Source organism: Streptomyces sp. NPDC058457 (genome assembly GCF_042720695.1).
Classification (GTDB): Bacteria; Actinomycetota; Actinomycetes; order Streptomycetales; family Streptomycetaceae; genus Streptomyces.
Window position 1 is genome coordinate 1 of the sequence record NZ_JBHXLU010000140.1, and the last position, 22,182, is coordinate 22,182.

General features: G+C 70.7%; 17 protein-coding genes and 2 pseudogenes. 9 read left to right on the forward strand and 10 right to left on the reverse strand.

The features are described 5' to 3' along the window. Positions 1 to 134 precede the first annotated feature (134 nt). From ACFWPS_RS51310 to ACFWPS_RS51325, 4 genes are read right to left on the reverse strand one after another with little or no spacing between them, the layout of a single operon-like run. A complete protein-coding gene (locus ACFWPS_RS51310; RefSeq protein WP_383720676.1) occupies positions 135 to 1,037 on the reverse strand; it encodes a sugar phosphate isomerase/epimerase family protein in 903 nt (300 codons plus the stop codon). A 4-nt stretch (positions 1,038 to 1,041) separates the two neighbouring features. After that, positions 1,042 to 1,953, reverse strand: a complete 912-nt coding sequence (locus ACFWPS_RS51315) for an ATP-binding cassette domain-containing protein (RefSeq protein ID WP_383720679.1) — start codon at positions 1,951 to 1,953, stop codon at positions 1,042 to 1,044. A gap of 4 nt (positions 1,954 to 1,957) precedes the next feature. Then, positions 1,958 to 3,028, reverse strand: a complete 1,071-nt coding sequence (locus ACFWPS_RS51320; protein WP_383720682.1) for an ABC transporter permease — start codon at positions 3,026 to 3,028, stop codon at positions 1,958 to 1,960. A gap of 5 nt (positions 3,029 to 3,033) precedes the next feature. Continuing rightward, on the reverse strand, positions 3,034 to 4,053 hold the full coding sequence (locus ACFWPS_RS51325; protein ID WP_383720684.1) for a sugar ABC transporter substrate-binding protein: 1,020 nt from the start codon (positions 4,051 to 4,053) through the stop codon (positions 3,034 to 3,036). A 250-nt stretch (positions 4,054 to 4,303) separates the two neighbouring features. On the opposite strand from ACFWPS_RS51325, the gene ACFWPS_RS51330 reads away from it, so the two are divergent. The 8 genes from ACFWPS_RS51330 (at position 4,304) to ACFWPS_RS51365 (ending at position 14,205) form a co-directional block, all read left to right on the forward strand. Beyond that, positions 4,304 to 4,642 carry a hypothetical protein gene (locus tag ACFWPS_RS51330; RefSeq protein ID WP_383720687.1) on the forward strand — a complete coding sequence of 113 codons (339 nt, stop codon included), beginning with the start codon at positions 4,304 to 4,306 and terminating at the stop codon, positions 4,640 to 4,642. Positions 4,643 to 4,650: 8 nt separating this feature from the next. Then, positions 4,651 to 6,522 (forward strand): 3D-(3,5/4)-trihydroxycyclohexane-1,2-dione acylhydrolase (decyclizing), encoded by a 1,872-nt coding sequence (iolD, locus tag ACFWPS_RS51335; protein ID WP_383720689.1) that lies wholly within the window; start codon positions 4,651 to 4,653, stop codon positions 6,520 to 6,522. 30 nt (positions 6,523 to 6,552) lie between these two features. Next, positions 6,553 to 7,338, forward strand: coding sequence for a GntR family transcriptional regulator (locus ACFWPS_RS51340; RefSeq protein WP_383720692.1), 786 nt, complete (start codon positions 6,553 to 6,555; stop codon positions 7,336 to 7,338). Positions 7,339 to 7,659: 321 nt separating this feature from the next. Further along, positions 7,660 to 8,976, forward strand: coding sequence for an ABC transporter substrate-binding protein (locus ACFWPS_RS51345; protein ID WP_383720694.1), 1,317 nt, complete (start codon positions 7,660 to 7,662; stop codon positions 8,974 to 8,976). A gap of 9 nt (positions 8,977 to 8,985) precedes the next feature. Further along, on the forward strand, positions 8,986 to 9,966 hold the full coding sequence (locus tag ACFWPS_RS51350) for a carbohydrate ABC transporter permease (protein ID WP_383720697.1): 981 nt from the start codon (positions 8,986 to 8,988) through the stop codon (positions 9,964 to 9,966). Beyond that, a complete protein-coding gene (locus tag ACFWPS_RS51355; protein WP_383720700.1) occupies positions 9,963 to 10,850 on the forward strand; it encodes a carbohydrate ABC transporter permease in 888 nt (295 codons plus the stop codon). The genes ACFWPS_RS51350 and ACFWPS_RS51355 overlap by 4 nt, the downstream gene beginning before the upstream one ends. 26 nt (positions 10,851 to 10,876) lie before the next feature. Beyond that, entirely contained in the window at positions 10,877 to 12,199 is a 1,323-nt protein-coding gene (locus tag ACFWPS_RS51360) for a glycoside hydrolase family 36 protein (protein ID WP_383720702.1), read from the forward strand. Next, positions 12,196 to 14,205, forward strand: coding sequence for a beta-galactosidase (locus ACFWPS_RS51365; protein ID WP_383720705.1), 2,010 nt, complete (start codon positions 12,196 to 12,198; stop codon positions 14,203 to 14,205). The genes ACFWPS_RS51360 and ACFWPS_RS51365 overlap by 4 nt, the downstream gene beginning before the upstream one ends. Positions 14,206 to 14,230: 25 nt before the next feature. On the opposite strand, the gene ACFWPS_RS51370 is transcribed toward ACFWPS_RS51365, so the two are convergent. The 5 genes and pseudogenes from ACFWPS_RS51370 to ACFWPS_RS51390 all read right to left on the reverse strand — a co-directional run. Next, positions 14,231 to 15,217, reverse strand: coding sequence for an aldo/keto reductase (locus ACFWPS_RS51370; RefSeq protein ID WP_383720708.1), 987 nt, complete (start codon positions 15,215 to 15,217; stop codon positions 14,231 to 14,233). A 74-nt stretch (positions 15,218 to 15,291) separates the two neighbouring features. Then, positions 15,292 to 15,960 carry an NUDIX domain-containing protein gene (locus tag ACFWPS_RS51375; RefSeq protein ID WP_383720711.1) on the reverse strand — a complete coding sequence of 223 codons (669 nt, stop codon included), beginning with the start codon at positions 15,958 to 15,960 and terminating at the stop codon, positions 15,292 to 15,294. A 211-nt stretch (positions 15,961 to 16,171) separates the two neighbouring features. Then, complete coding sequence (locus tag ACFWPS_RS51380) at positions 16,172 to 17,992, reverse strand: ABC transporter ATP-binding protein (RefSeq protein ID WP_383720714.1); 1,821 nt, start codon at positions 17,990 to 17,992, stop codon at positions 16,172 to 16,174. Between the two features lie 212 nt (positions 17,993 to 18,204). Beyond that, positions 18,205 to 19,425 (reverse strand): ROK family transcriptional regulator, encoded by a 1,221-nt coding sequence (locus tag ACFWPS_RS51385; protein ID WP_383720717.1) that lies wholly within the window; start codon positions 19,423 to 19,425, stop codon positions 18,205 to 18,207. Positions 19,426 to 19,545: 120 nt separating this feature from the next. Continuing rightward, a pseudogene (locus ACFWPS_RS51390) lies at positions 19,546 to 20,244 on the reverse strand (DUF2264 domain-containing protein); the annotation flags it as partial. 473 nt (positions 20,245 to 20,717) lie between these two features. Between ACFWPS_RS51390 and ACFWPS_RS51395 the strand changes: the two are divergent. After that, positions 20,718 to 21,638: an NADP-dependent oxidoreductase gene (locus ACFWPS_RS51395; protein ID WP_383720720.1), complete on the forward strand. Its 921-nt coding sequence runs from the start codon at positions 20,718 to 20,720 to the stop codon at positions 21,636 to 21,638. A 123-nt stretch (positions 21,639 to 21,761) separates the two neighbouring features. Here the strand turns inward: ACFWPS_RS51395 and ACFWPS_RS51400 are convergent. Beyond that, positions 21,762 to 22,182, reverse strand: a pseudogene (locus tag ACFWPS_RS51400) (alpha-mannosidase); the annotation flags it as partial.

Below are 22,182 nucleotides of genomic sequence, written 5' to 3' on the forward strand. Positions count from 1 at the left end.
CAGGCCCGCCCCCCCCCGCGTTGCGGGCCTCCCCCTCCCCCTGCAACCCCCGCCCCCCCGGGGGGGGCTCCCCTACCCCGCCGCGCCGCCGGGGCCCGCGCGGATCTAACCGCGCGGTCCCCGGGATGCGGCCGTCAGGCGCCGCAGGACCGCAGGAACTTCCGGGTACGCACCGCGATGGGGAGCGGCTTGTCCGGCTCGCAGGGGTACATGTCCTGCTCGACGATCGCGAACAGGTCGACCCCCAGCCGCTGCGCCGCCGCCAGCACCGGCGCCAGCTCCGGTACGCCGGCGGGCGGTTCGCACATCACGCCCTGGGCCACGGCCGGCCCGAACGGGGTGCCCTTGGCCTGGACGTCGGCCAGGATCGCCGGGTCCACCTGCTTGAGGTGGAGGTAGCCGATCCGCTCGCCGTACGTCTCGATCAGCTTGACGCTGTCGCCGCCGCAGTAGGCGTAGTGGCCGGTGTCCAGGCAGAGGTTGACCAGCTCCGTGTCGGTCGAGTCGAGGAAGTGCTCGACGTGGTCCTCGGTGTCGATGTGGGTGTCGGCGTGCGGGTGGACGACGATGTCCAGGCCGTACGTCTCCTTCACCTCGTGGCCGAGGCGTTCCATGCCCTTGGTGAGGTGGGCCCACTGCTCCCCGGTCAGCTCGGGCGGCTCCAGGATCTCGGCGGTCTTGTCGTCCCGCCAGAAGGACGGGATGACCACCAGGTGCTTCGCCCCCGTCGCCTGGGTGAGCGCGGCGACCTGGCTCACGTGCTCCCAGGTCGACTCCCAGACGGCCGGGCCGCGGTGCAGGCCCGTGAAGACCGTGCCCGCCGAGACCTTCAGGTCCCGCTTGGCGATCTCGTCGGTGAGCCGGGCCGGGTCGGTGGGGAGGTAGCCGTACGGGCCGAGTTCGATCCAGGAGTAGCCGGCCTCGGCGACCTCGTCGAGGAAGCGTTCCCAGGGGACCTGCCGGGGGTCGTCCGGGAACCAGACTCCCCAGGAGTCGGGGGCCGAGCCGACCCGGACGCGGTCGAGAGCGTCGGTCATGAGCTCAGGACTTTCCTTCCGGACCGGTCGCGACGGGTGCGGTGAGGTCCTCCTCTTCGGGGAGTTCCTCGGTGTCGACTCCGCGTACCTGGGACAGCTCGTGTTTGAGGGCTGCGAGTTCGGCGCCACCGGCCATGTGGTTGGTGAGTTCCTCCAGGGTGATGTCGCTGCGTTCGGCGGAGAGTTCGAGGGTGCCGAGGCGCAGGACGCTGAAGTGGTCGCCGACCATGTAGGCGTGGTGGGGGTTGTGGGTGATGAAGATGACGCCGAGGCCGCGTTCGCGGGCGGCGGCGATGTACTTCAGGACCACGCCGGACTGCTTGACGCCGAGGGCGGCGGTGGGCTCGTCGAGGATGAGGACACGGGCGCCGAAGTAGACGGCGCGGGCGATGGCCACGCACTGGCGCTGGCCGCCGGAGAGGGTGCCGATGGGCTGGTCCAGGTCGTCCAGGATGATGCCCATGTTGCGCAGTTCGCGGTCGGCGGTCTCCTTCATCTTCGCGATGTCGAGACGGCGCACGGGCCAGGGGCCCTTGGTCATCTCGGAGCCGAGGAAGAAGTTGCGCCACACCGGCATCAGGGGGACGGTGGCGAGGTCCTGGTAGACGGTGGCGATGCCCTTGTCGAGGGCCTCGCGCGGGGTGGAGAAGCGGACCGGGACGCCGTCGACGAGGAAGTCGCCCTCGGTGTGCTGGTGCAGTCCCGAGATGATCTTGATGAGGGTGGACTTGCCGGCGCCGTTGTCGCCGAGCACGCAGGTCACCTGATTGGGGAAGACCTTGAGGTCGACGCCGTGCAGGGCGCGGATGTTGCCGTAGGACTTGCCCGTGGAACGCAGTTCGACGATCGGGGCGCCGTCGGCGGGGGCCTCGTCCTCAAGGACGGCACCGTGGGTCGGGGAGTGGTTGTCTGTCATCGGGTCACCTCCTGGTCGCGGTGCGCTGCACCCACAGGTTGATCATCACGGCGCCGAGGAGCATGACGCCGAGGAAGGCCTTGAACCAGTCCGGGTTCCAGCCCGCGTAGACGATGCCCTGCTGGACCATGCCGAACATGAAGGCGCCGAAGACCGGGCCGATCGCGGAACCGGCGCCACCGGTCAGGAGGCAGCCGCCGATGACCGCGGCGGAGATGTAGATCAGCTCCTGGCCCACGCCCTCGCCGGACTGCACGGTGTTGAAGGAGAACAGCTGGTGCATGCCGACGAACCAGGCGCCGAAGCCGACCAGCATGAACAGCGAGATCTTGGTGAAGTTCACCGGGACGCCGACCGCGCGGGCGCTGTCCTTGTTGCCGCCGACCGCGAAGACCCAGTTGCCGTACTTCGTGCGCAGCAGGACCCAGGTGGCGATGGCCGCGAAGAACAGCCACCAGAAGATGGTGATCTTCACCTGGACGCCGCCGATGTCGAAGGACGAGGCGAAGAGCGCCTTGGCCTGGTCGAAGCCGTCCATGTTGCTGATGTCGTCGGTGGCGACGTTGCCGGTGACCAGCTTGGTCACGGCGAGGTTCACGCCCTGCAGGATCAGGAAGCTGCCCAGGGTGATCAGGAAGCTGGGCAGTCCGGTCCTGACCACCAGCCAGCCGTTGAGGAAGCCGATGGCGAGCGACACGACGAGCGCGGCGATCACGCCGACCCAGACGTTCATGCTCAGCTGGTAGGCGGTCATGCTCGCGGTGAGCGCCGAGGTGATCACCGCGACACCGGCGGAGAGGTCGAACTCGCCGCCGATCATCAGCAGGGCGACCGGCAGTGCCATGATGCCGATGGTCGACGACTGGTAGAGGATGTTCGCCATCGAACTGGCCTCGCGCACCGGCGGGGCCGCGATCAGGAAGAAGACGTACACCGCGACCGCGCCGAGGAAGACGCCCACGTCCGGACGGGCCAGGATCCGCAGCGCCAGGGGGCGCTGTGCGGTCCGTCCGTCCTTCTCCTTCGGACCGGGGGCCGGCGGTGTCGCCACCGCCGGCTGGGTCTCCTGACTCATCTCGATCACCGGGTGCCCTTCGCGGCGAACGCGGCGACCTTGTCGACGTTGGACTTGTCGACGAAGGCCGGACCGGTCAGCACCGGCTGCTCACCGCCGCCGCTGTAGTTGCCGTTGTTCTTGTAGAGCCACAGCGAGTCGATCGCCAGGTAGCCCTGCAGGTAGGGCTGCTGGTCCACCGCGAACTCGATGGTGCCCTTGCTGATGGCGGTGGTCAGGTCCTTGTTGAGGTCGAAGGTGGCGACCTTCGCCTTGCTGCCCGCGTCGGACACCGACTGGACGGCGATCAGCGCGATCGGGGCGCCGAGGGTGACCACGTGGTCGATGGCCTTGTCCTGCGTGAGCTTGGCGGTGATCGTCGACTTGACCGAGGTCGGGGACGTGCCGTCGACGTACAGGGTCTCCGTCGTCCCCGAGAACGTCTTCTTCACTCCGTCGCAGCGCTGGGTGAGGCCGACGTTGCCCTGCTCCTGGATGACACAGACGACCTTCTTCGCGCCCTCGGAGTTCAGCCGGTTGCCGAGCGCCTCGCCCGCGACCGTCTCGTCCTGGCCGAAGAACTCCAGCAGACCGAGCTTCTTCCAGTCGCTCAGACCGGAGTTGAGGCCGACGATCGGGATCTTCGCGGAGTTGGCCTTGGCGATGACGTCCTTCATCGCGTCCGGCTTTGCGAGGGTGACGGCGATCCCGTCGACCTTCTGGTCGATCGCGTTCTGCACCAGGTTGGCCTGGTTGCCCGCGTTCGGGTCGGCGGAGTAGACGAGCTTGATGTTGTCCTTGTCGGCGGCGGCCTGGGCACCCTTGCGGACGATGTCCCAGAAGGTGTCGCCCGGCGACTGGTGGGTGACCAGCGCGACCGTCATACGAGGGGTGGACGCCTTGCCCGCCGAGGCCGCTGTTCCTCCCTCTTCGGACTTCTTTCCTCCGGAGCTGCTGGAGCAGCCGGCGAGGGTCAGGGCTGCCGCCGCGGCGACGGCCACGATCGGGGCCAGCCGGCGCGAACGGGAGTGGGAAGAGCGGTCCATCTTTCCTGCACCTCACTGTGCTACGGGGGAAAGGAACGGATCGGGACGATCCGTGGACCCGGGCCGACGGAGGTGGTCCGGGTCACTGCTGTGCGTTGGGACGGGATACAAGTCCCTGTGCGGCCCGCTGTCAATACTTTGTTAAGACATCATTTCACACTCAGGTCCGAATGTAAGTACAAACCATTGACAGCACGACCCGCCCCGATCTACACCTGAGGGGCATCCGCCCACCCCCGAGGAGCCTCGCATGACCGAGCCGCCACCACAGGCCGCCGGCCTCGTCGCGCCGGGCCGTTACGAAGGCGATCTCTACCCGCTCCCGCCGGGCGCACCCCTGGCGCGCGCGGAGCACCCCGGCGGGCACCGCGGCCCGCGGGTGCCGGGCGGCTCGCACGCCTTCGCCGGCGGCGGGCGGGACCGGATCGCCCTGCCGCCCGCCGGCGGCCGCACGGTGACCGGCGCCGCCGGGTTCGGCCGCACCACCTTCCGACCGCACGGCCGGGACGGCGTGCCCGACCCGGCCGGCGCTGCGGCGGACGTGCCGCGCGACGCCCGGCTCCCCCTGCACACCACCCCGTCCGAATGAGGTCCCCCATGAGCCAGCCGACCACCCGCCTGACCGTCGCCCAGGCGCTGGTGCGGTTCCTGTCCGCCCAGTACACCGAGCGCGACGGCGTCCGGCACCGGCTGATCGCCGGCACCTGGGGCATCTTCGGCCACGGCAACGTGGCGGGGATCGGCCAGGCACTCCTCGAGTACGGCGACGTCATGCCGTACCACCAGGGCCGCAACGAGCAGGCGATGGTGCACGCGGCGGTCGGCCACGCCCGCCAGCTGGACCGGCTCTCGGCGCAGGCGGTGACCACCTCCATCGGCCCGGGCGCCACCAACCTGGTGACCGGCGCCGCCCTCGCCACCATCAACCGGCTGCCGGTGCTGCTGCTCCCCGGCGACTACTTCGCGAGCCACGCGCCGGACCCGCTGCTGCAACAGCTGGAGCACCCGAGCGAGTTCGACGTCTCCGTCAACGACACCCTGCGCCCGGTCTCCCGCTACTTCGACCGGATCACCCGCCCCGAGGCGCTGATCCCCTCCGCGCTGAACGCCATGCGGGTCCTCGCCGACCCGGCCGAGACCGGCGCGGTCACCCTCGCCCTCCCCCAGGACGTCCAGGCGGAGGCGTACGACTGGCCGGAGGAGTTCTTCGCCGAGCGGGTGTGGCGGGTCCGGCGGCCCGCCCCCGACCCCGTGGAGCTGACGGACGCCGTGAGCGCCGTACGGGCCGCTCAGCGGCCGTTGATCGTGGCGGGCGGCGGAGTCCACCACAGCCGCGCGGAAGACGCTCTGAGGGCCCTTGTGGAGGCCACGGGCATCCCCGTCGCCTCGACCCAGGCGGGCAAGGGCTCACTGCGCTGGGACCACCCGGCCGATCTGGGCGGGATCGGGCACACCGGGACCGCCGTCGCCGACGACCTGGCCCGCACCGCCGACCTGGTCATCGGCGTCGGCACCCGGTACACCGACTTCACCACGGCCTCCGGCACCCTCTTCCAGAACCCGGACGTCCGCTTCCTGAACCTGAACATCACCGGGTTCGACGCCCACAAGCTGGCCGCGCGGACGCTGGTCTGCGACGCGCGGGCGGGGCTCACGGCCCTCGCGGAGGCCCTGTCCGGGCACCGGGTGGCCGCGGACTACGCGGACGGGTACCGGGCGGGCAAGGAGCGCTGGGACGCCGTCGTCGAGGCGGCCTACCGCGCGGACGACGAGGACGCCGTGCCCACACAGACCCAGGTGCTCGGCGCCCTTGACGCGGTCGTCGGGGATGACGACGTTGTCATCAACGCGGCCGGCTCGCTCCCGGGCGACCTGCACAAGCTGTGGCGGGCCCGCTCGCCGCGCCAGTACCACCTGGAGTACGGCTACTCCTGCATGGGCTACGAGATCCCGGCCGGTATCGGTGTCCAGCAGGCGGCCCCGGACGTCGCGGTCTGGTCGCTGGTCGGCGACGGCACCTATCTGATGATGCCGACCGAGATCGTCACCGCCGTCCAGGAGGGCCTGCCCGTCAACCTGGTCCTCATCCAGAACCACGGCTACGCCTCCATCGGCGGCCTCTCCGAGACGGTGGGCGGCGAGCGGTTCGGCACCGCCTACCGCTTCCGCTCCGCCGACGGCACCTTCGGCGGGGCTCCGCTGCCCGTCGACCTCGCCGCCAACGCGGCCAGCCTCGGCATGGAGGTGCTGCGCGCCAAGACCGTACGGGAGCTGCGCGAGGCCCTTGCAGCGGCCCGCGCGAGCGACCGGGCGACGTGCGTGTACGTGGAGACGGACCCGGCGCCGACCGCTCCCCCGGCCGAGGCCTGGTGGGATGTGCCGGTCGCCGAGACCGCCGAGCGCGAGGCCGCCGTACGGGCCCGCGAGGACTACGACCGGCAGGTCGCCGACCGCCGCCGGCACCTGTGATTCCCCCGAACCCCGGAAGGAGGTGTCCCGGTGGCCCGAACCGGTGATTCCACCCGCACCGCGACCGTCTCGGCACTCGACGCCCTGGACTTCGCCCTGGACCGCGGCAGTCCGGTACCGCTCTACTACCAGCTCGCTCAGCAGCTGGAGGAGGCCATAGAGCACGGAGTACTCGCCCCGGGCAACCTCCTGGGCAACGAGATCGACCTGTCGGTGCGGCTCGGTCTGTCCCGGCCCACGGTCCGCCAGGCCATCCAGTCCCTGGTCGACAAGGGGCTGCTTGTGCGCCGCCGGGGCGTGGGCACCCAGGTGGTGCACAGCCAGGTCAAGCGGCCGCTGGAGCTGAGCAGCCTCTACGACGACCTGGAGTCGGCCGGGCAGGGCCCGACCACCCGGGTGCTGCGCAACGAGCGGATCCCGGCGACCGCGGAGGTGGCCGCCGCGCTCGGCATCGCGGAGGGCGCGGAGGTGGTCGTCCTGGAGCGGCTGCGCTGCACGCACGGCCAGCCGGTGGCGTTCCTGTGCAACTACCTGCCCGCCGGGCTGCTCGATCTCGAGACCGAGCGGCTGGAGACGACCGGTCTGTACCGGATGATGCGCACGGCGGGCATCACCCTGCACAGCGCCCGGCAGACGGTGGGCGCCCGCAGCGCCACCGCCGAGGAGGCCGTCCGGCTCGACGAGAAGGAGGGCGCCGCCCTGCTCACCATGCGGCGCACGGCGTACGACGACACCGGGCGGCCGGTGGAGTACGGCAGCCATGTCTACCGGGCGTCCCGGTACGCCTTCGACTTCCAGCTGCTCGTACGGCCGTAGAACGTGCCGTGCCGGGCTGGTTGCTGCGGGTTTAACCGCTGGTCCCGCCACCCGAAACCAACACGCCCGCACACGAGCCCCCATGGAGTTTGTCCCATGGGGGCTCCGTCGTACCGCTTTGTTCAACAAACCGCCAGGCGACCATGTCGATTACGTTTCGGGCAAGAGACGGGCGAGAGAGACGCAGGCTATTGACGCATGAGCGGACAAGCGGCTGTTATTGCGCCCACGATGTTCGGCCGAGTTGGTTTCTGATCGGTTTCGGGACCTTTCGAAGATCAGCTCTTCCCCTTGCCGAACCCTGTTACTCCAGGAGCCGCCATGCGCATCTCCCCGTCCGGTCTTCACGTGCCGGGTCCGAGCCGCCGTAACGTTCTGCGTGGCGCCGGTTCGGCCGCCCTCCTCGCCGGTGCCGGCATACCCCTGCTCTCCGCCTGCGGAGGCAGCGGGTCCTCCTCCTCGGACTCGAAGACCGTCAGCCTCGGCTCCAACGCGTCCGACGCCGTGCCGAAGAAGGCGTACCAGTCGGTCTACGACGCGTTCAAGAAGCAGTCCGGCGTCACCGTCAAGGTGAACACCAAGGACCACAACACCTTCCAGGAGCAGATCAACACCTATCTGCAGGGCACGCCTGACGACGTGTTCAACTGGTTCGCCGGCTACCGGATGCAGTTCTTCGCGGCCAAGGGTCTCGCCTCGCCGATCGACGACGTGTGGGAGAAGATCGGGGCCAACTTCCCCGACGCGATGAAGAAGCTCAGCAAGGGCGCGGACGGCAAGTACTACTTCGTGCCGCTGACCACCTACCCCTGGGCGATCTTCTACCGCAAGAGCGTCTTCCAGGCCAAGGGCTACACGGTCCCCACCACCTGGGACGAGCTGGTCGCCCTGTGCAAGCAGATGAAGAAGGACGGCCTGGTCCCGATCGCCTTCGGCGACAAGGACGCCTGGCCGGCGATGGGCACCTTCGACCAGATCAACTTCCGCCTCAACGGCTACGACTTCCACGTCGAGCTGATGGCGGGCAAGGCGGCGTGGACCGACTCCAAGGTGAAGGACGTCTTCGACCACTGGGCCGAGCTCCTCCCCTACCACCAGGACGGCTTCATGGGCCGCACCTGGCAGGACGCCGCGCAGACCCTGGTGTCGAAGAAGGCCGGCATGTACCTCCTCGGCACCTTCGTGGCGCAGCAGTTCACCAACGCGTCGGACCTCGCGGACCTCGACTTCTTCCCGTTCCCGGAGATCAACTCCGCGTACGGGCAGGACACCGTGGAGGCGCCCACCGACGGCTTCATGGTGAGCAAGTCCCCGAAGAACCACGACGGTGTCGTGAAGCTGCTGGAGTACCTCGGCACTCCCGCCGCCGAGGAGACGTACCTGAAGACGGACCCGAGCGTGGTCGCCGCCTCCAACAAGGCCTCCACCGCCGCCTACTCGACGCTCCAGAAGAAGGCGTTCGACATGATCGGCGCCGCCAAGAGCCTCACCCAGTTCATGGACCGCGACTCCCGCCCGGACTTCACCTCCACGGTGATGCAGCCCGGTCTGCAGAAGTTCCTGCAGAACCCGAAGGGTGTCGACAGCCTGCTCTCGTCCATCGAGCGGCAGAAGAAGACGATCTTCGCGTCCGAGTGAGCTGACTGAATGTCGACTGACACCCCCACGAAGTCCCAGGAGGCGGCCGCCGTGCCGCCTCCTGGGCGCGCGTCCGAGAAGAAGCGGGTCCAGCAGGGGCACAAGCGCCTGCTGACCCGCCGTGACCGCATCACGCTCGCCTTCATGGCGGGCGTGCCGACGGTTCTGCACGTACTCCTGGTCTGGGTCACGGCCCTGGCCTCGATCCTCCTCGCCTTCACCTCCTGGGACGGCATCGGCTTCGACTCCATCAAGTGGGTCGGGCTCGACAACTTCCAGCAACTCTTCAACGACAACCCGCAGTTCTGGCCGGCCGTCCAGCACAACGTCATCTGGTTCGTCGTCCTCATCCTGCTCCCGACCCCGTTCGGCCTGTTCCTGGCCGTGCAGCTGGACAAGAAGATCCGGTTCAGCCGGGTCTACCAGACGGCGTTCTTCCTGCCCGTCGTCATCTCCCTGGCGTGCATCGGGTTCGTCTGGCAGCTGATCTACAACCCGGACACGGGCCTGATCAACAGCCTCATCGGCGCCAACAAGCCGGGCCACTACATCGACTGGATCGGTGACCCGAACCTCAACCTGTGGGCGGTCCTGGTCGCCGCGTCCTGGCGGCACACCGGCTACATGATGATCCTGTACCTGGCCGGTCTGAAGAGCGTCGACCCGTCGCTGCGGGAGGCCTCGGCGCTGGACGGCGCCAACGAGTGGCAGACGTTCAAGAACGTCATCTTCCCGACGCTGCGGCCGACCAACACCATCGTCCTGGTCGTGACGATCATCGAGTCACTGCGCGCCTTCGACCTGGTCTTCGTCTTCAACAAGGGCGCCCAGGGCACCGAGTTGCTCTCCATCCTGGTGACCAACAACATCATCGGCGAGTCCAGCCGTATCGGTTACGGCTCGGCGATCGCGGTGGTGCTGCTGTTCATCTCCCTGATCGTGATCATCCCGTATCTGATCGCGACCTTCCGGAAGGAGCGGAGCGCATGAGCACCCTGAGCGCGCTGCCCAAGCAGCGCACCCCGGTCCGCCCGGCCCGCGTCCTGCTGCACGTGTTCCTGGCCGGCACCGCCCTGGCATGGCTCGCCCCGCTGCTGTGGGCGATCTTCTCGGCGCTGCGCCCGTACAGCGAGACCAGCAACCGCGGTTACGTGTCCTGGCCGCACACGCTGAACTTCGACAACTTCAAGAACGCGTTCGAGCAGTCGGACATGACCCACTACTTCATGAACACGCTGGTCATCGCGGTCCCGGCCGTGCTGCTCACGCTGTTCCTGTCGTCGATGGTCGCGTTCTACGTCGCCCGCTTCGACTTCCGGGTCAACCTCTTCCTGCTGCTGGTCTTCACGGCCGGCAACCTGCTGCCGCAGCAGGTCATCATCACCCCGCTGTACCGGATGTACCTGCTGACGAACCTGCCGGGCATCACCGCGAGCGGCAAGCTGTACGACTCGGCGCTCGGCCTGGTGCTGATCCATGTGGCGTTCCAGTCCGGGTTCTGTGCGTTCGTGCTGTCGAACTACATGCGTTCGCTGCCGCACGAGCTGACCGAGGCCGCGCTGGTGGACGGCGCGTCGGTGTGGCGGCTGTACTGGCAGATCACGCTACCGCTGTGCAAGCCCGCGATGGCGGCCCTGGCGACCCTGTTGTCGATCTGGATCTACAACGACTTCTTCTGGGCCCTGGTGCTGATCTCGACCGGTGAGAACATGCCGATCACCTCGGCGCTGAACAACCTCTCCGGCCAGTACTTCACCGACCCGAACCTGGTCGCCGCCGGTTCCCTGCTGACCGCGATCCCGACGCTGCTCGTGTACTTCGCGCTCCAGAAGCAGTTCGTCAGCGGTCTGACCCTGGGCTCCGCCAAGGGCTGATCCGGCCCCGTCCGAAAGAGAACCTCGTGCACAACCCGTTCACCCCGGTCGCCTCCGTGGCCGTGGACACGCGCACCGCCCGTGTCCACGAGGAGGGCTGGCAGTCCTGGTCGCCCAGTGGCGCGTACGCCCTCGGCGCGGCCCCGTACCGCCCGACCAACGACAACTGGGCGACCGTGTGTTACCGCCCCGGCCGCAGCGTGCCCGCCGGGGCCTTCCAGGGTGAGGGCCTGCTGGCGCTCGACCCGGGCGACGGCTCCCCGGTCCGGCTCTGGGCAGCGGCCGACCCGCTGCACGAGGTGCCCTCGATCCGGCTGACGGTCGCGGCCGGGGTCGCGGAGGTCGAGGCCGACGGCCCGGTCAAGGAGTGGACCGGTGCGGGCATCCAGTCCGTGCTGGCCGACTGGGCCGGCGCCCTGGCCGTGCCGGCGCCCCGCCCCGCGCCCACCGTCTGGTGCTCCTGGTACGAGTACTTCACGGCCGTCACCGAGGACGACGTCCACGAGAACCTGCGGGCGATGGACACCCTCGACCTGCCGATCGACGTGGTGCAGATCGACGACGGCTACCAGAGCGCCCTGGGCGACTGGCTGACCCTCTCCGGCCGCTTCCGCTCCCGGCGGGGCATCGCGGACGCCATCCGCGCCCGCGGCCGCCGGGCGGGCATCTGGACGGCGCCCTTCCTGGTCGACCCGGCCAGCGACCTCGCCGAGACCTACCCGGACTGGCTGGTGCGCGACCTGGACGGCAGCCCGCTGCGCGCGGGCCGCAACTGGGGTCACGTGCTGTACGTCCTGGACACCACCCACCCGGCCGCCGCGGCCTACCTCACCGACGTCTTCGCGACGCTGCGCGCCGAGGACTACGACTACTTCAAGGTCGACTTCCTCTACGCGGGCGCGCTGGACGGGGTACGGCACTCGGGCGCGGACCCGCTCACGGCGTACCGGCTGGGCATCGGCCTGATCCGGGAGGCGATCGGCGCGGACGCCTACCTCCTCGGCTGCGGCGCGCCGATCCTGCCCTCGATCGGCCTGTTCGACGCGATGCGGGTCAGCCCGGACACGGCTCCGCACCGCCGTCCCGAGGCCGACGACTTCAGCCAACCGGGCCAGGACCCGGCGGAGTTCACCGGCGTCGGCCGCCAGTGGCAGCACGGCCGCCTCTGGGTCAACGACCCCGACTGCCTGATGGCCCGCCCCGCCGTGGAGACCCGTGCGCGCTGGGCGGCGCACGTGGAGGCCGTCGGCGGCCTGGTCGCCTCCAGCGACCGGCTGCTCTCCCTCGACCAGTGGGGCGTGGAGACGACCCGCCGCCTTCTCACCGGAGTTACCGGAGTCAACCGATGAACGACCGCACCCTCTCCGTCCCGGGCATCGCCTACGGCGGCGACTACAACCCCGAGCAGTGGCCCGAGGAGGTGTGGGCCGAGGACGTCCGTCTGATGCGCGAGGCGGGCGTGAACATGGTCAGCGTCGGCATCTTCTCGTGGGCGTTGATGGAGCCGTCCGAGGGCGTCTACGACTTCTCCCGGATGGACCGGATCCTCGGCCTCCTCCACGAGAACGGCATCGCCGCCGACCTCGCCACCCCCACGGCCGCCCCGCCGGCCTGGTTCTTCCGCGCCCACCCCGAGGCGCTCCCGGTGGACCACGACGGCCGCACCCTGTCGTACGGCAGCCGGCAGACGTTCTGCCCGAGCAGCCCCGCCTACCGCGAGGCCGCGCTCAGGATCGCCGGCGCGATCGCCGACCGGTACGCGAGCCACCCGGCCGTGCGGATGTGGCACGTCCACAACGAGTACGGCTGCCACAACGCGGCCTGCTACTGCGACACCAGCGCGGAGTCCTTCCGCCGCTGGCTGCGGGCCCGGTACGGCGACGACCTGGCCGCCCTCAACCACGCCTGGGGCACCACCTTCTGGAGCCAGTGGTACTACGACTGGGAGGAGATCCTGCCGCCCCGCGCGACCGGTGCCGTCCCGAACCCGACGCACCAGCTGGACTGGCGGCGGTTCTGCTCGGACGAGCTGCTGTCGCTGTACACGGCGGAGCGGGACGTGCTCCGGGCGGCGGCCCCCGCCATCCCCGCCACCACCAACTTCATGGTGATGCACAACTTCGACGCCCTCGACTACTGGCGCTGGGCACCGGAGCTGGACGTGGTGGCCAACGACCACTACCTGATGTCGGCCGACCCGGAGTCGCAGATCGACGTCGCGCTGAGCGGCGATCTGATGCGCTCGCTGGCGGGCGGGCCGTGGCTGCTGATGGAGCACTCGACGGGCGCGGTGAACTGGCAGCCCGTCAACCGGGCGAAGACGGCTGGTGAGTTGCGCCGCAACGCGCTCGCGCATGTGGCGCACGGCGCGGACGGCATCTGCTACTTCCAGTGGCGGGCGGCGAAGGCGGGTGCCGAGCAGTGGCACTCGGCGATGCTGCCGCACGCGGGGACCGACAGCCAGATCTGGCGGGACGTGGTCCGGCTGGGCGCCGATCTCAAGGCACTCGCCGAGGTGCGCGGCAGCGCCGGTACCGCCGAGGTGGCCGTCGTCTGGGACTGGGACGCCCGCTGGGCCGTGGAACTGCCCTCGCAGCCGAGCGGGGAACTGCGCTACCTGGACCTCGTCCGCGCCTGGTACGAGCCGCTGTGGCGGGCGGGCGTGGCGGTGGACTTCGTCCGCCCGGACACGGATCTGTCGGCGTACAAGGTGGTGCTGGCCCCGAGCCTGTACCTGGTGGACGACACCGGCGTGGCGAATCTGACCGCCTTCGCGGAGGCCGGCGGCACCCTGGCCGTGGGCTTCCACAGCGGTGCGGTGGACGAGAACTGCCATGTGCGGCTGGGCGGTTACCCGGGCGCCTTCCGGGAGCTGCTGGGCGTGCGCACGGACGAGCTGTTCCCGCTGCTGCCCGAGGAGCGGGTGGCGCTGAGCGAGGGCGGCACCGGCTCGCTCTGGTCGGAGCGGGTGGGGCTGGCGGGCGCGGCGGCGGTGACCTCGTACGCCGACGGGCCGCTGGCCGGGGTTCCGGCGGTGACCCGGCACGGGTACGGCGCGGGCTCCGCCTGGTACGTGGCGACGCTCCCGGACGCGGAGACCCTGGCGGGGCTGCTCGGCCGGATCCGCGCCGAGGCGGGCGTGGCCGCGGGCCGCACCGCCCCGGCGGGCGTGGAGGTCGTCGTGCGGCGCGGTGCGGACGCGGACTACGTGTTCGTCATCGACCACACCGGGCAGGGCGCCGAACTCCCGGTCGCGGCGGGGTCGGTGGAGCTGCTGTCCGGCAAGCCCGCCGACGGCACGGTCACCGTGGCGCCGGGCGAGGTCGCCGTCGTACGGGAGCCGCGCGGTCAGTGAGTTGCGCGGTCAGTGAGTTGCGCGGTCAGTGAGCCGCGTCCAGGCGGGCCCGCTGGCCGGGTGTCAGCTCCAGGTCCACGGCGGCGAGGTTCTCCTCCAGCTGGGCCACGGACGACACCCCGGCCAGCGGGACGACCGGCAGCGGCCCGCCCAGCAGCCAGGCCAGCACCACCTGGTTGAGGGTCGCCCCGGTCTCCCGGGCCACCTCGCGCAGCACGGCGAGGCGGGCCGGGGTGCCGGGGTGGTCGTGGTCGGCGGGCAGCGCCTTGCCGGGCTGCGTGTAGGCGCCCTTGAGCAGCGGTGAGTAGGCGACCAGGGTGAGGTCCGGCTCCGCACGCAGGTAGCTGCGCAGCTGGGCGTCGGTGGAGCCGAGGCTGCCGTCCGGGAACAGGCCGTCGGGGATGTCGGTGCGCGGGCGCAGATAGCTGTGCTGGTACTGGAGCACCTCGTAGCCGGGCAGCCCGGCCGCGGCGGCGAGGGCACGGGCGCGCTCCAGCCGCCAGACGGCGTGGTTGCTGGCGCCGAGCAGGCCGACGGTGCCTTCCGCGACCAGCGCGGCGAACCCTTCGACGGTCTCGCGGAGCGGGACGGCGGGGTCCTCTATGTGGGCGTACAGCAGGTCGAGCCTTGCGACGCCGAGGCGTTCCCGGCTGCGCTCGGCCGACTCCCGGATCACCTTCGCGGACAGGCCCTCGGCGTTGTCGGTGTAGCCGGTCCCGGGGGCGAGCGGGCGGGCGCCGAGCTTGGTGGCGATGACGATCCCGTCGCCGATCCCGCGGCTGCGCCGCCAGCGGCCGAGCAGTTCCTCGCTCTGGCCGCCCTGGCCGCCGTCCTCCCAGAAGGCGTAGTTGTCGGACGTGTCGATGAAGTTCCCGCCGGCCTCGACGTAGCGGTCGAGGACGGCGAAGGAGGTCTGTTCGTCGGTGCGGGACCCGAACAGCATGGCGCCGAGTGCGAGGACGCTCACCTGGCGGCGGGTGTTGGGGTCGGTGCCGATGGTGCGGTACTTCATGCCGTCTCCTCCGTCCGTGCACCCGGGGGTTCGGATGCACGGTGGTGAGTCTTCGGCTTGAAGTGCGCACGAAGTCAAGGGCGCCCGGCGAACGGTCCGTCCAGGGCCGCCCACTGGAGCAGCATGATCGTCTTCGCGTCGGCGATCTCGCCGGTCCGGATCATCTCCAGGGCGCGGCGGAAGGGGAGTTCGAGGATCTGGATGTCCTCGCCCTCCTCGTCCAGGCCGCCGCCCTCGTGGGTGCGGGTGGCCGGGCCGTAGGCCGCCGCGTAGAAGGAGATCCGTTCGGTGACCGAGCCCGGGCTCATGTAGACGTCGAAGACGTGCTCGACCTCGCCGACGGTGTGGCCGGTCTCCTCGACGACCTCGCGGCGGACCGCGTGCTCCGGGTGCTCGGCCTCGTCGTCCAGGAGGCCCGCCGGGGTCTCGATGAGCATGCCGTCGGGGTGGCCGTTGACGTACACCGGGAACCGGAACTGGCGGGTGAGCAGGACGGTTTCGCGTTCGGTGTCGTAGAGGAGCAGGGTGGCGCCGTTGCCGCGGTCGTGGGTCTCGCGTTCCTCGGTGTGCCAGGTGCCGTCGGCGTGCTGGAGGTCGAAGGTGGTGGCCCGCTCGACGTACCAGTTGCTGGACAGGAGTCTCACCTCCCGGACCTTCACGCGCGGGTTGCCGGTCAGATCCAGGCCGGTGCGGTCAAGGCCGGTACGGCCCCGGCGGTCGGGGGTGTCGATGCCGGCGGTCATCGCAGGCCCGCCGGGCGGGCAGGGGCAGTCAGGTGACTCATGATCACCTGTCTACCACCCGCCCGCGTCCGACCGGCACCTTCCAAGCCGACCGAGCAAGGTAGGCCACGGTCCGACAGCGCGCCCCCCGAAGGGGCGCGGGGAACTGCGCGACCAGCCACGACGGCGCCGCAGCCAACCGACGACAGCACCCCGGCCCCCAGCAGGGCGCCTAATGGACTTCGGCCCGCGCCGCCGGCCCCTCGTCCAGGAACCCGCCCGACTGGTGCTGCCACAGCTTGGCGTAGGCGCCCTGAGCGTCGAGCAGTTCGTGGTGCGTGCCCTGTTCGACGATCCGGCCGCGGTCGAGGACCACGAGCCGGTCCATGGAGGCGACCGTGCTGAGTCGGTGGGCCACCACCAGCGCCGTCCGGCCCTCCATGAGCCGCCACAGCGCCTCCTGGACCAGGATCTCGCTCTCGGAGTCCAGCGCGCTGGTCGCCTCGTCCAGGAGCAGGATCGGGGCGTCCCGCAGGATCGCCCAGGCCAGGGCGACCCGCTGGCGCTGGCCGCCGGAGAGCTTGACGCCGCGCTCCCCCACCATCGTGTCGAACCCGTCCGGCAGCGCGTCGGCGAACTCCGTGACGTGCGCGGCCTCGGCGGCCAGCCGGATCTCGGCGTCGGTGGCGTCCGGCCGGGCGAAGGCGATGTTGTCCCGCAGGGTGCGGTGGAACATCGCCGGGTCCTGCGGGACGTAGGCGATCTGGCTGCGCAGGTCGGCCTGGCGCAGCCGGCTGATGTCCTGGCCGCCGATCATGATCCGACCGGCGTCGATGTCGGTCATCCGCAGCAGCAGCCGGGTGAGCGTGGTCTTGCCGCCGCCCGACCTGCCGACGAACCCGAACTTCGACCCGCTGGGTACGTCCAGCTCGAGCCCCTCGAACAGCGGTTTGGCACCCGCGTGGGTGAAGGAGACCTTCTCGAAGCGGACGCCGGCAGCGCGCGGCGCGAGCGGTTCCGGAGCCTCCGGGTCGACCACGGTCGGCGATTCGAGGAGCAGTTCGGTGAACTGGGCCGCCTCCGTCATGGAGCTCTCCATGCGCCGGTAGATCTGGTTGAACTCGAACATGATCCGGGTCGCGTTGGAGTAGTAGGTGAAGGCGACCACGACCGCCTCCACACTGTGCCCGCCACCGGCCAGGGCGACCGCGAGCAGCAGGCCCAGCGCGTTGGTCGCCACGGACATCGGCGCGACGAAGGTGTCGATGCGCAGGTTGCCGTAGTCCCACGAGCGCAGCTGGCGCCGCCGTGACTCGGCCACCCGCAACCGGTGTTCGGCGGCCTCCCGCTTCTCCGCGGCGAACGCCCGGACCGTGTCCATGTTCATCAGGCTGTCGGCGACATGCCCGGACACCCGGGCGATGGCGTCCTCGCGCTGGGCGACCAGCCGCTGCCGGTGGCGGATCAGCGGCACCACGCACACGCCGGTGACCGCGATCATCGTCAGCAGCCCGACGACCAGGAGCGGTTCATAGCGCCACAGCACCACCGACCCGAATGCGAGCGGTACGAAGCTGCCGACGATGTTGAAGGTCAGGGTGTCCGCGAACTCCTCGAAGCGGGTGGCGAAGCTCAGCACCCGCTTGGTGAGCGATCCGGCGAAGTTGTCGTGGAAGAACGCGGCGTCCTTGGCGAACAGTTCGTCCATGCCGATGACGTACAACTGCTCGATTCCGAGGGCGTCCAGGCGGTTCAGGCAGTGCAGACCGATCCGCCACAGTGCCTCCGCCAGCAGCAGGACACCGCCGAAGACGAGGACGTACGGCAGTGCGGCGCCGAGGCCCAGGCCATGGCCGTCGGCGATCCGGCCGACGAGCCTGGCCACCACCAGCGGTGCCAGGTAGTTGATTCCGATGTTGCCGAGCGCCGGCAGCAGCATTCCGGGCAGTGTGAGCCGCTTGAGCCGGGCCAGCTCCCGTCCGTAGTAGCGCAGCGCGAGCAGGACCGCGCCCTGCCGGGGTCCGGTCGCTGGTAAATCGACTGAGGATGTCATCTCAACCCTGTGTAGTCGTCGTACGGCATGCCGAGTCGGCCGCCGCATGGTCCGCGACGGCCTGGAATCGGCAGGTCAGGAAAGGGAAGTGTCCCGCGACGACGGTCGCTCAGTCCACGTGTTTTTTCGTCGGCGACTACGGAGCGAACACACGGTCGACCGGCAGGGGGGCCGTATCCGGGTGCTCCGGTACGGCCCCGCCGGCTCGGGGCTCAGCCCAGCAGCAGCGACCTGGGCTGGGCGGAGAGCGCCTGGTCGAGGACGAGGGAGGCGGCGCCCACGGCGGCGACGTTCTCGCCGAGGGTGGTGGAGACGACCGTCGTGGGGTGGGTGGGCTTCACGAACGGGGAGCGGGCGACCATGGGTTCGATGACGGACAGCAGCCGGTCGGCGAGCAGCTTCCAGGTGGGTCCGCCGAACACGATGGTGTCGACGTCCAGCAGGGTGGCCGCCGCGCACACACCGCGGCCGATCCGGATCGCGAGGCGCTCGATGATGCCGTCCGCCTGTGCCTCGCCCGCCGCGGCGAGCTCCACGAGCCGCTCCAGACCACGCTGGGCGTCGGCCGGGTTGGTCACCGTGTACTCGGCGCCGAGCACGCCCAGGGCGACGCCCTCCTCGACGAGTGTCTTCGTCGAGGAGGCGGCACCGAGGCCGCCGACCTCGCCCGCGTTCCCGGAGACCCCGCGCAGCACGGTGTCCTCCACCACCAGACCCATGCCGGAGCCGGTGCCGAGGTAGAAGAAGAGCAGGTTGCGGCTGTCGGTGGCCGCTCCGGTCCAGCGTTCGGCGACCACGGCGGCCGTGACGTCCTTGTCGAGCAGCGCCGGGAACCCGGTCGCCTCGCTGAGCCTGTCGCGCAGCGGGTAGCGGCCCCAGCCGGGCAGCTCGGGCGGGTCCACGACCCAGCCGGCGTCCGCGTCGATGGGACCGGGCGCGGCGATCCCGAGGCCGAGGACCCGCTCCCGGTCGGCGCCCGACTCGGCGACGATCGCGGAGACCGAGGCCGCCATGTCCGCGGCGATCGCGTCGGTGTCGCCGCCGCTCGGCGTCACCACGCTGCGCTGCGCGACCACGGTGCCGAGCAGGTCCACCAGGACGCAGCTGATGACCGCCGGGTCGAGGTGCACCCCCACCGCGTACCGGGCCGCGGGGACGATCTCGAGCAGGGTGCGGGGCTTTCCGCTGCCGGTGCTCTGCTTGCCCGACTCCCGTGCGATGCCCTGGTCGAGCAGCCGCCGGGTGATGTTCGAGACGGTCTGCGCGGACAGCCCGGTGGCCTGGGCGAGTTCCACCCGGCTCAGACCGGTGGGGTGCCGGCGGATGGCGTCCAGGATCACGGACTCGTTGAAGTCACCGAGGCGCGGCAGGTTGGTACCGCGCCGGATGGTGGGCTGCGCGGTGCTCGCCGCGCTCCCCGTCGTGCTGGTCAACGTGCTTCTCCCTGCCTCGGCCGGCGGCACCCCGCGCCCGCTCCTCCGACGCATTCAGTTGGTGGAATGTTAGGGCACGGCTCTGCGGCCACAGTTGTTCCTTGCGCGTACACGTCAGGCTCGGTCGGGGGATCCGGCGGGCGCGGCGGCGCCGAGGATGCGGCAGAACCACAGCGGGTAGAGGTGCATGGCCCAGCCGTTGTAGTGGTCGAAGTTGCGCCGCTCGCCGCCGGTGAGGCCGTCGGAGTACCAGCCGTCGCCCGCGTACCAGCCGTCGGTGAGCGCGATGACCCGGTCCAGGTCCTGTTGGCGCCACTCTCCGCCGGCCGTGCGGGCGAAGGCCTCGGTGACGCCCTGGAACCAGATCCAGTTGTTGCCGGGCATCGGGTCGCCGACCATCGGGGCGAGCCAGTCGAGGATCCGCTGTCTGCCCCCTTCGTCGAGCCGGTCCCAGATCCAGGGCCGGGTCTCGTGCAGGGCGAGGGCGATCGAGGCGGCCTCGACCGTGGCCTGGTTGCACTCGGTGAAGGCGGGCCAGCGGTACGGATGCTTCGGGTCGGTGCCGGCGGCCAGGCCGGCCGCGTACCAGCCGGCCAGGTCGTGCGGGTCGGCTCCGCCGGCCCCCGCCAGCCGGAGACCGGCCAGCAGGAGGGTGCGGGCGAATCCTTCCAGGCCGTCGCTGAGCGTGCCGTTCGCGCTGGGCACTCCGGGGAGCCGGACCAGCGCGTGGTCCTCGGTGGCATACGGCCGTACGGCGAGCAGCATCCGGTCAGCGGTCCGTTCCCAGTGGGCGCGGTCCTCGGCGGGGGTGCGTTTCATGAGTTCCGGATCTCCCATGCCTGTTGGATCTCGGCGCGGATCTGGTCGCCCGCCTCCTCACGCAAGTCCAGGAGGGCACCGAACGCCACCTCAAGCAGAAGTACGTAAATCCAATCGATGGGCTAACGTCAATGCTTCCGACAGGTGAATTCATGGGCCGGTTTGCGGCTCACGGGGGGCCTGGGTGACATGACGGGAGGGACCGCCGACACGTGCGGGCGCCCTGGGCGCAGGGCGCACGGCGCAGGCAAAGTGGCCCATGCCGCGGGACGGAAGGTGGCCCAGAGGTCCGGGCCGGTTCCGGCATACGGTCGAAGGCGTGACGACAGCAGCGCCCGCCGCTTCCCCCGGCCCGCCGCCGTCCGCGGTGGCAGGGCTCGCCGCGGGGCGCTGAGATGGGTCACGACGGGCGGCCGCCGCCGGGCGGGGCCGGTCCGTCGCCGCGACTCCCCACTCTCCCAGAGGTACCCCTCATGCAGGCCATCACCGTCAAGGACCGCGACGCCGGAGTCGGCGGTCTCGCCCTCACCGAGCTGCCGCACCCGCACGCCGCGGAGAACGACGTGATCGTGCGCGTGCACGCCGCCGGGTTCACGCCCGGCGAGCTGACCTGGCCCGCCACCTGGACCGACCGGGCCGGCCGCGACCGCACGCCGAGCGTGCCCGGCCACGAACTGTCCGGCGTGGTCACCGAGCTGGGCTACGGCACCACCGGACTGACCGTCGGCCAGCGAGTGTTCGGGCTCGCCGACTGGACCCGCGACGGCACGCTCGCCGAGTACACCGCCGTCGAGGCCCGCAACCTCGCCCCGCTCCCGGCCGACGTCGACCATGTCACGGCAGCCGCGCTGCCGATCTCCGGGCTCACCGCCTGGCAGGGCCTCTTCGACCACGCCCGCCTGGCCACCGGCCAGACCGTGCTGATCCACGGTGCTGCAGGCGGCGTCGGCTCCATCGCCGTGCAGCTGGCCCGTGCGGCGGGCGCGCGGGTGATCGGCACCGGCCGGGCGGCCGACCGCGACCTCGCCCGCGACCTGGGCGTGGACGCCTTCGTAGACCTCCAGGCCGGGCGGCTGGAGGACATCGGCGAGGTCGACGTCGTGTTCGACGTGATCGGCGGCGAGATCCTCGACCGCTCCACGGCGCTGGTCCGCGCCGGTGGCACGCTGGTCACCATCGCCCGTCCGGTCACCGTCCACCCCGCGGACGGGCGGGCGGTCTTCTTCGTCGTCGAACCCGACCGCGCACGCCTCACCGACCTCGCCGCACGGTTGCGGGACGGACGCCTCAGGCCGGTCGTCGGCGCGGTCCGGCCGCTCGCCGAGGCGATCGCCGCGTTCACCCCGGAGAAGCGCACGCCCGGCAGGACGATCATCCGGGTGGCGGAGGGCTGAGGGGCGCCGGTGCGGACGGTCCCCGCCGGTCGCGCAGACCGGCACGACCACGTGCCGTGACGTGGTGTGGTGGCTGCCGGGGCGCTCCGTGCCCCGGCCGGGCGCCGGTAGCGCGCCGCGCCGCGGCGGGTCCGGATATTCGGCCTCGGCCTTGGCGAAGAAGTCGGCGGGCGTCTCCCAGGCGACGGTAGGCGAGCCTTCCAGGTCCCGTACCCGGGCCGCCTTGGCGACCATCTCCCGGGTCGTGCCGCCGCCCCCGTCGCCGTAGCCGGTGGGGGCCAGGAGCGGGTGGCGACGCCCTTCTCCTTGAAGTTGCGGGCCGCGTGCGCGATCTGACGGCCGGTCATCTCGCAGTTGTAGGTGTCGACGGGCGGGAAGTGGGTGAAGATGCGGGTGCCGTCGATGCCCTCCCAGTGGAAGGTGTGGTGCGGGAAGCTGTTGGTCCGGCTCCAGGAGATCTTCTGGGTGAGGAGCCGTGTCGAGCCGGCCGCCCTGATGATCTGCGGGAGCCCGGCGGCGAAACCGAAGGTGTCCGGCAGCCAGG

Bases quoted from the DNA above. Each gene is read 5' to 3' on its own strand.
- ACFWPS_RS51310 (WP_383720676.1), bottom strand. From the start codon at position 1,037: ATGACCGACGCTCTCGACCGCGTCCGGGTCGGCTCGGCCCCCGACTCC.
- ACFWPS_RS51315 (WP_383720679.1), bottom strand. From the start codon at position 1,953: ATGACAGACAACCACTCCCCGACCCACGGTGCCGTCCTTGAGGACGAG.
- ACFWPS_RS51320 (WP_383720682.1), bottom strand. From the start codon at position 3,028: ATGAGTCAGGAGACCCAGCCGGCGGTGGCGACACCGCCGGCCCCCGGT.
- ACFWPS_RS51325 (WP_383720684.1), bottom strand. From the start codon at position 4,053: ATGGACCGCTCTTCCCACTCCCGTTCGCGCCGGCTGGCCCCGATCGTG.
- ACFWPS_RS51330 (WP_383720687.1), top strand. From the start codon at position 4,304: ATGACCGAGCCGCCACCACAGGCCGCCGGCCTCGTCGCGCCGGGCCGT.
- iolD (WP_383720689.1), top strand. From the start codon at position 4,651: ATGAGCCAGCCGACCACCCGCCTGACCGTCGCCCAGGCGCTGGTGCGG.
- ACFWPS_RS51345 (WP_383720694.1), top strand. From the start codon at position 7,660: ATGCGCATCTCCCCGTCCGGTCTTCACGTGCCGGGTCCGAGCCGCCGT.
- ACFWPS_RS51350 (WP_383720697.1), top strand. From the start codon at position 8,986: ATGTCGACTGACACCCCCACGAAGTCCCAGGAGGCGGCCGCCGTGCCG.
- ACFWPS_RS51355 (WP_383720700.1), top strand. From the start codon at position 9,963: ATGAGCACCCTGAGCGCGCTGCCCAAGCAGCGCACCCCGGTCCGCCCG.
- ACFWPS_RS51365 (WP_383720705.1), top strand. From the start codon at position 12,196: ATGAACGACCGCACCCTCTCCGTCCCGGGCATCGCCTACGGCGGCGAC.
- ACFWPS_RS51370 (WP_383720708.1), bottom strand. From the start codon at position 15,217: ATGAAGTACCGCACCATCGGCACCGACCCCAACACCCGCCGCCAGGTG.
- ACFWPS_RS51375 (WP_383720711.1), bottom strand. From the start codon at position 15,960: ATGACCGCCGGCATCGACACCCCCGACCGCCGGGGCCGTACCGGCCTT.
- ACFWPS_RS51380 (WP_383720714.1), bottom strand. From the start codon at position 17,992: ATGACATCCTCAGTCGATTTACCAGCGACCGGACCCCGGCAGGGCGCG.
- ACFWPS_RS51395 (WP_383720720.1), top strand. From the start codon at position 20,718: ATGCAGGCCATCACCGTCAAGGACCGCGACGCCGGAGTCGGCGGTCTC.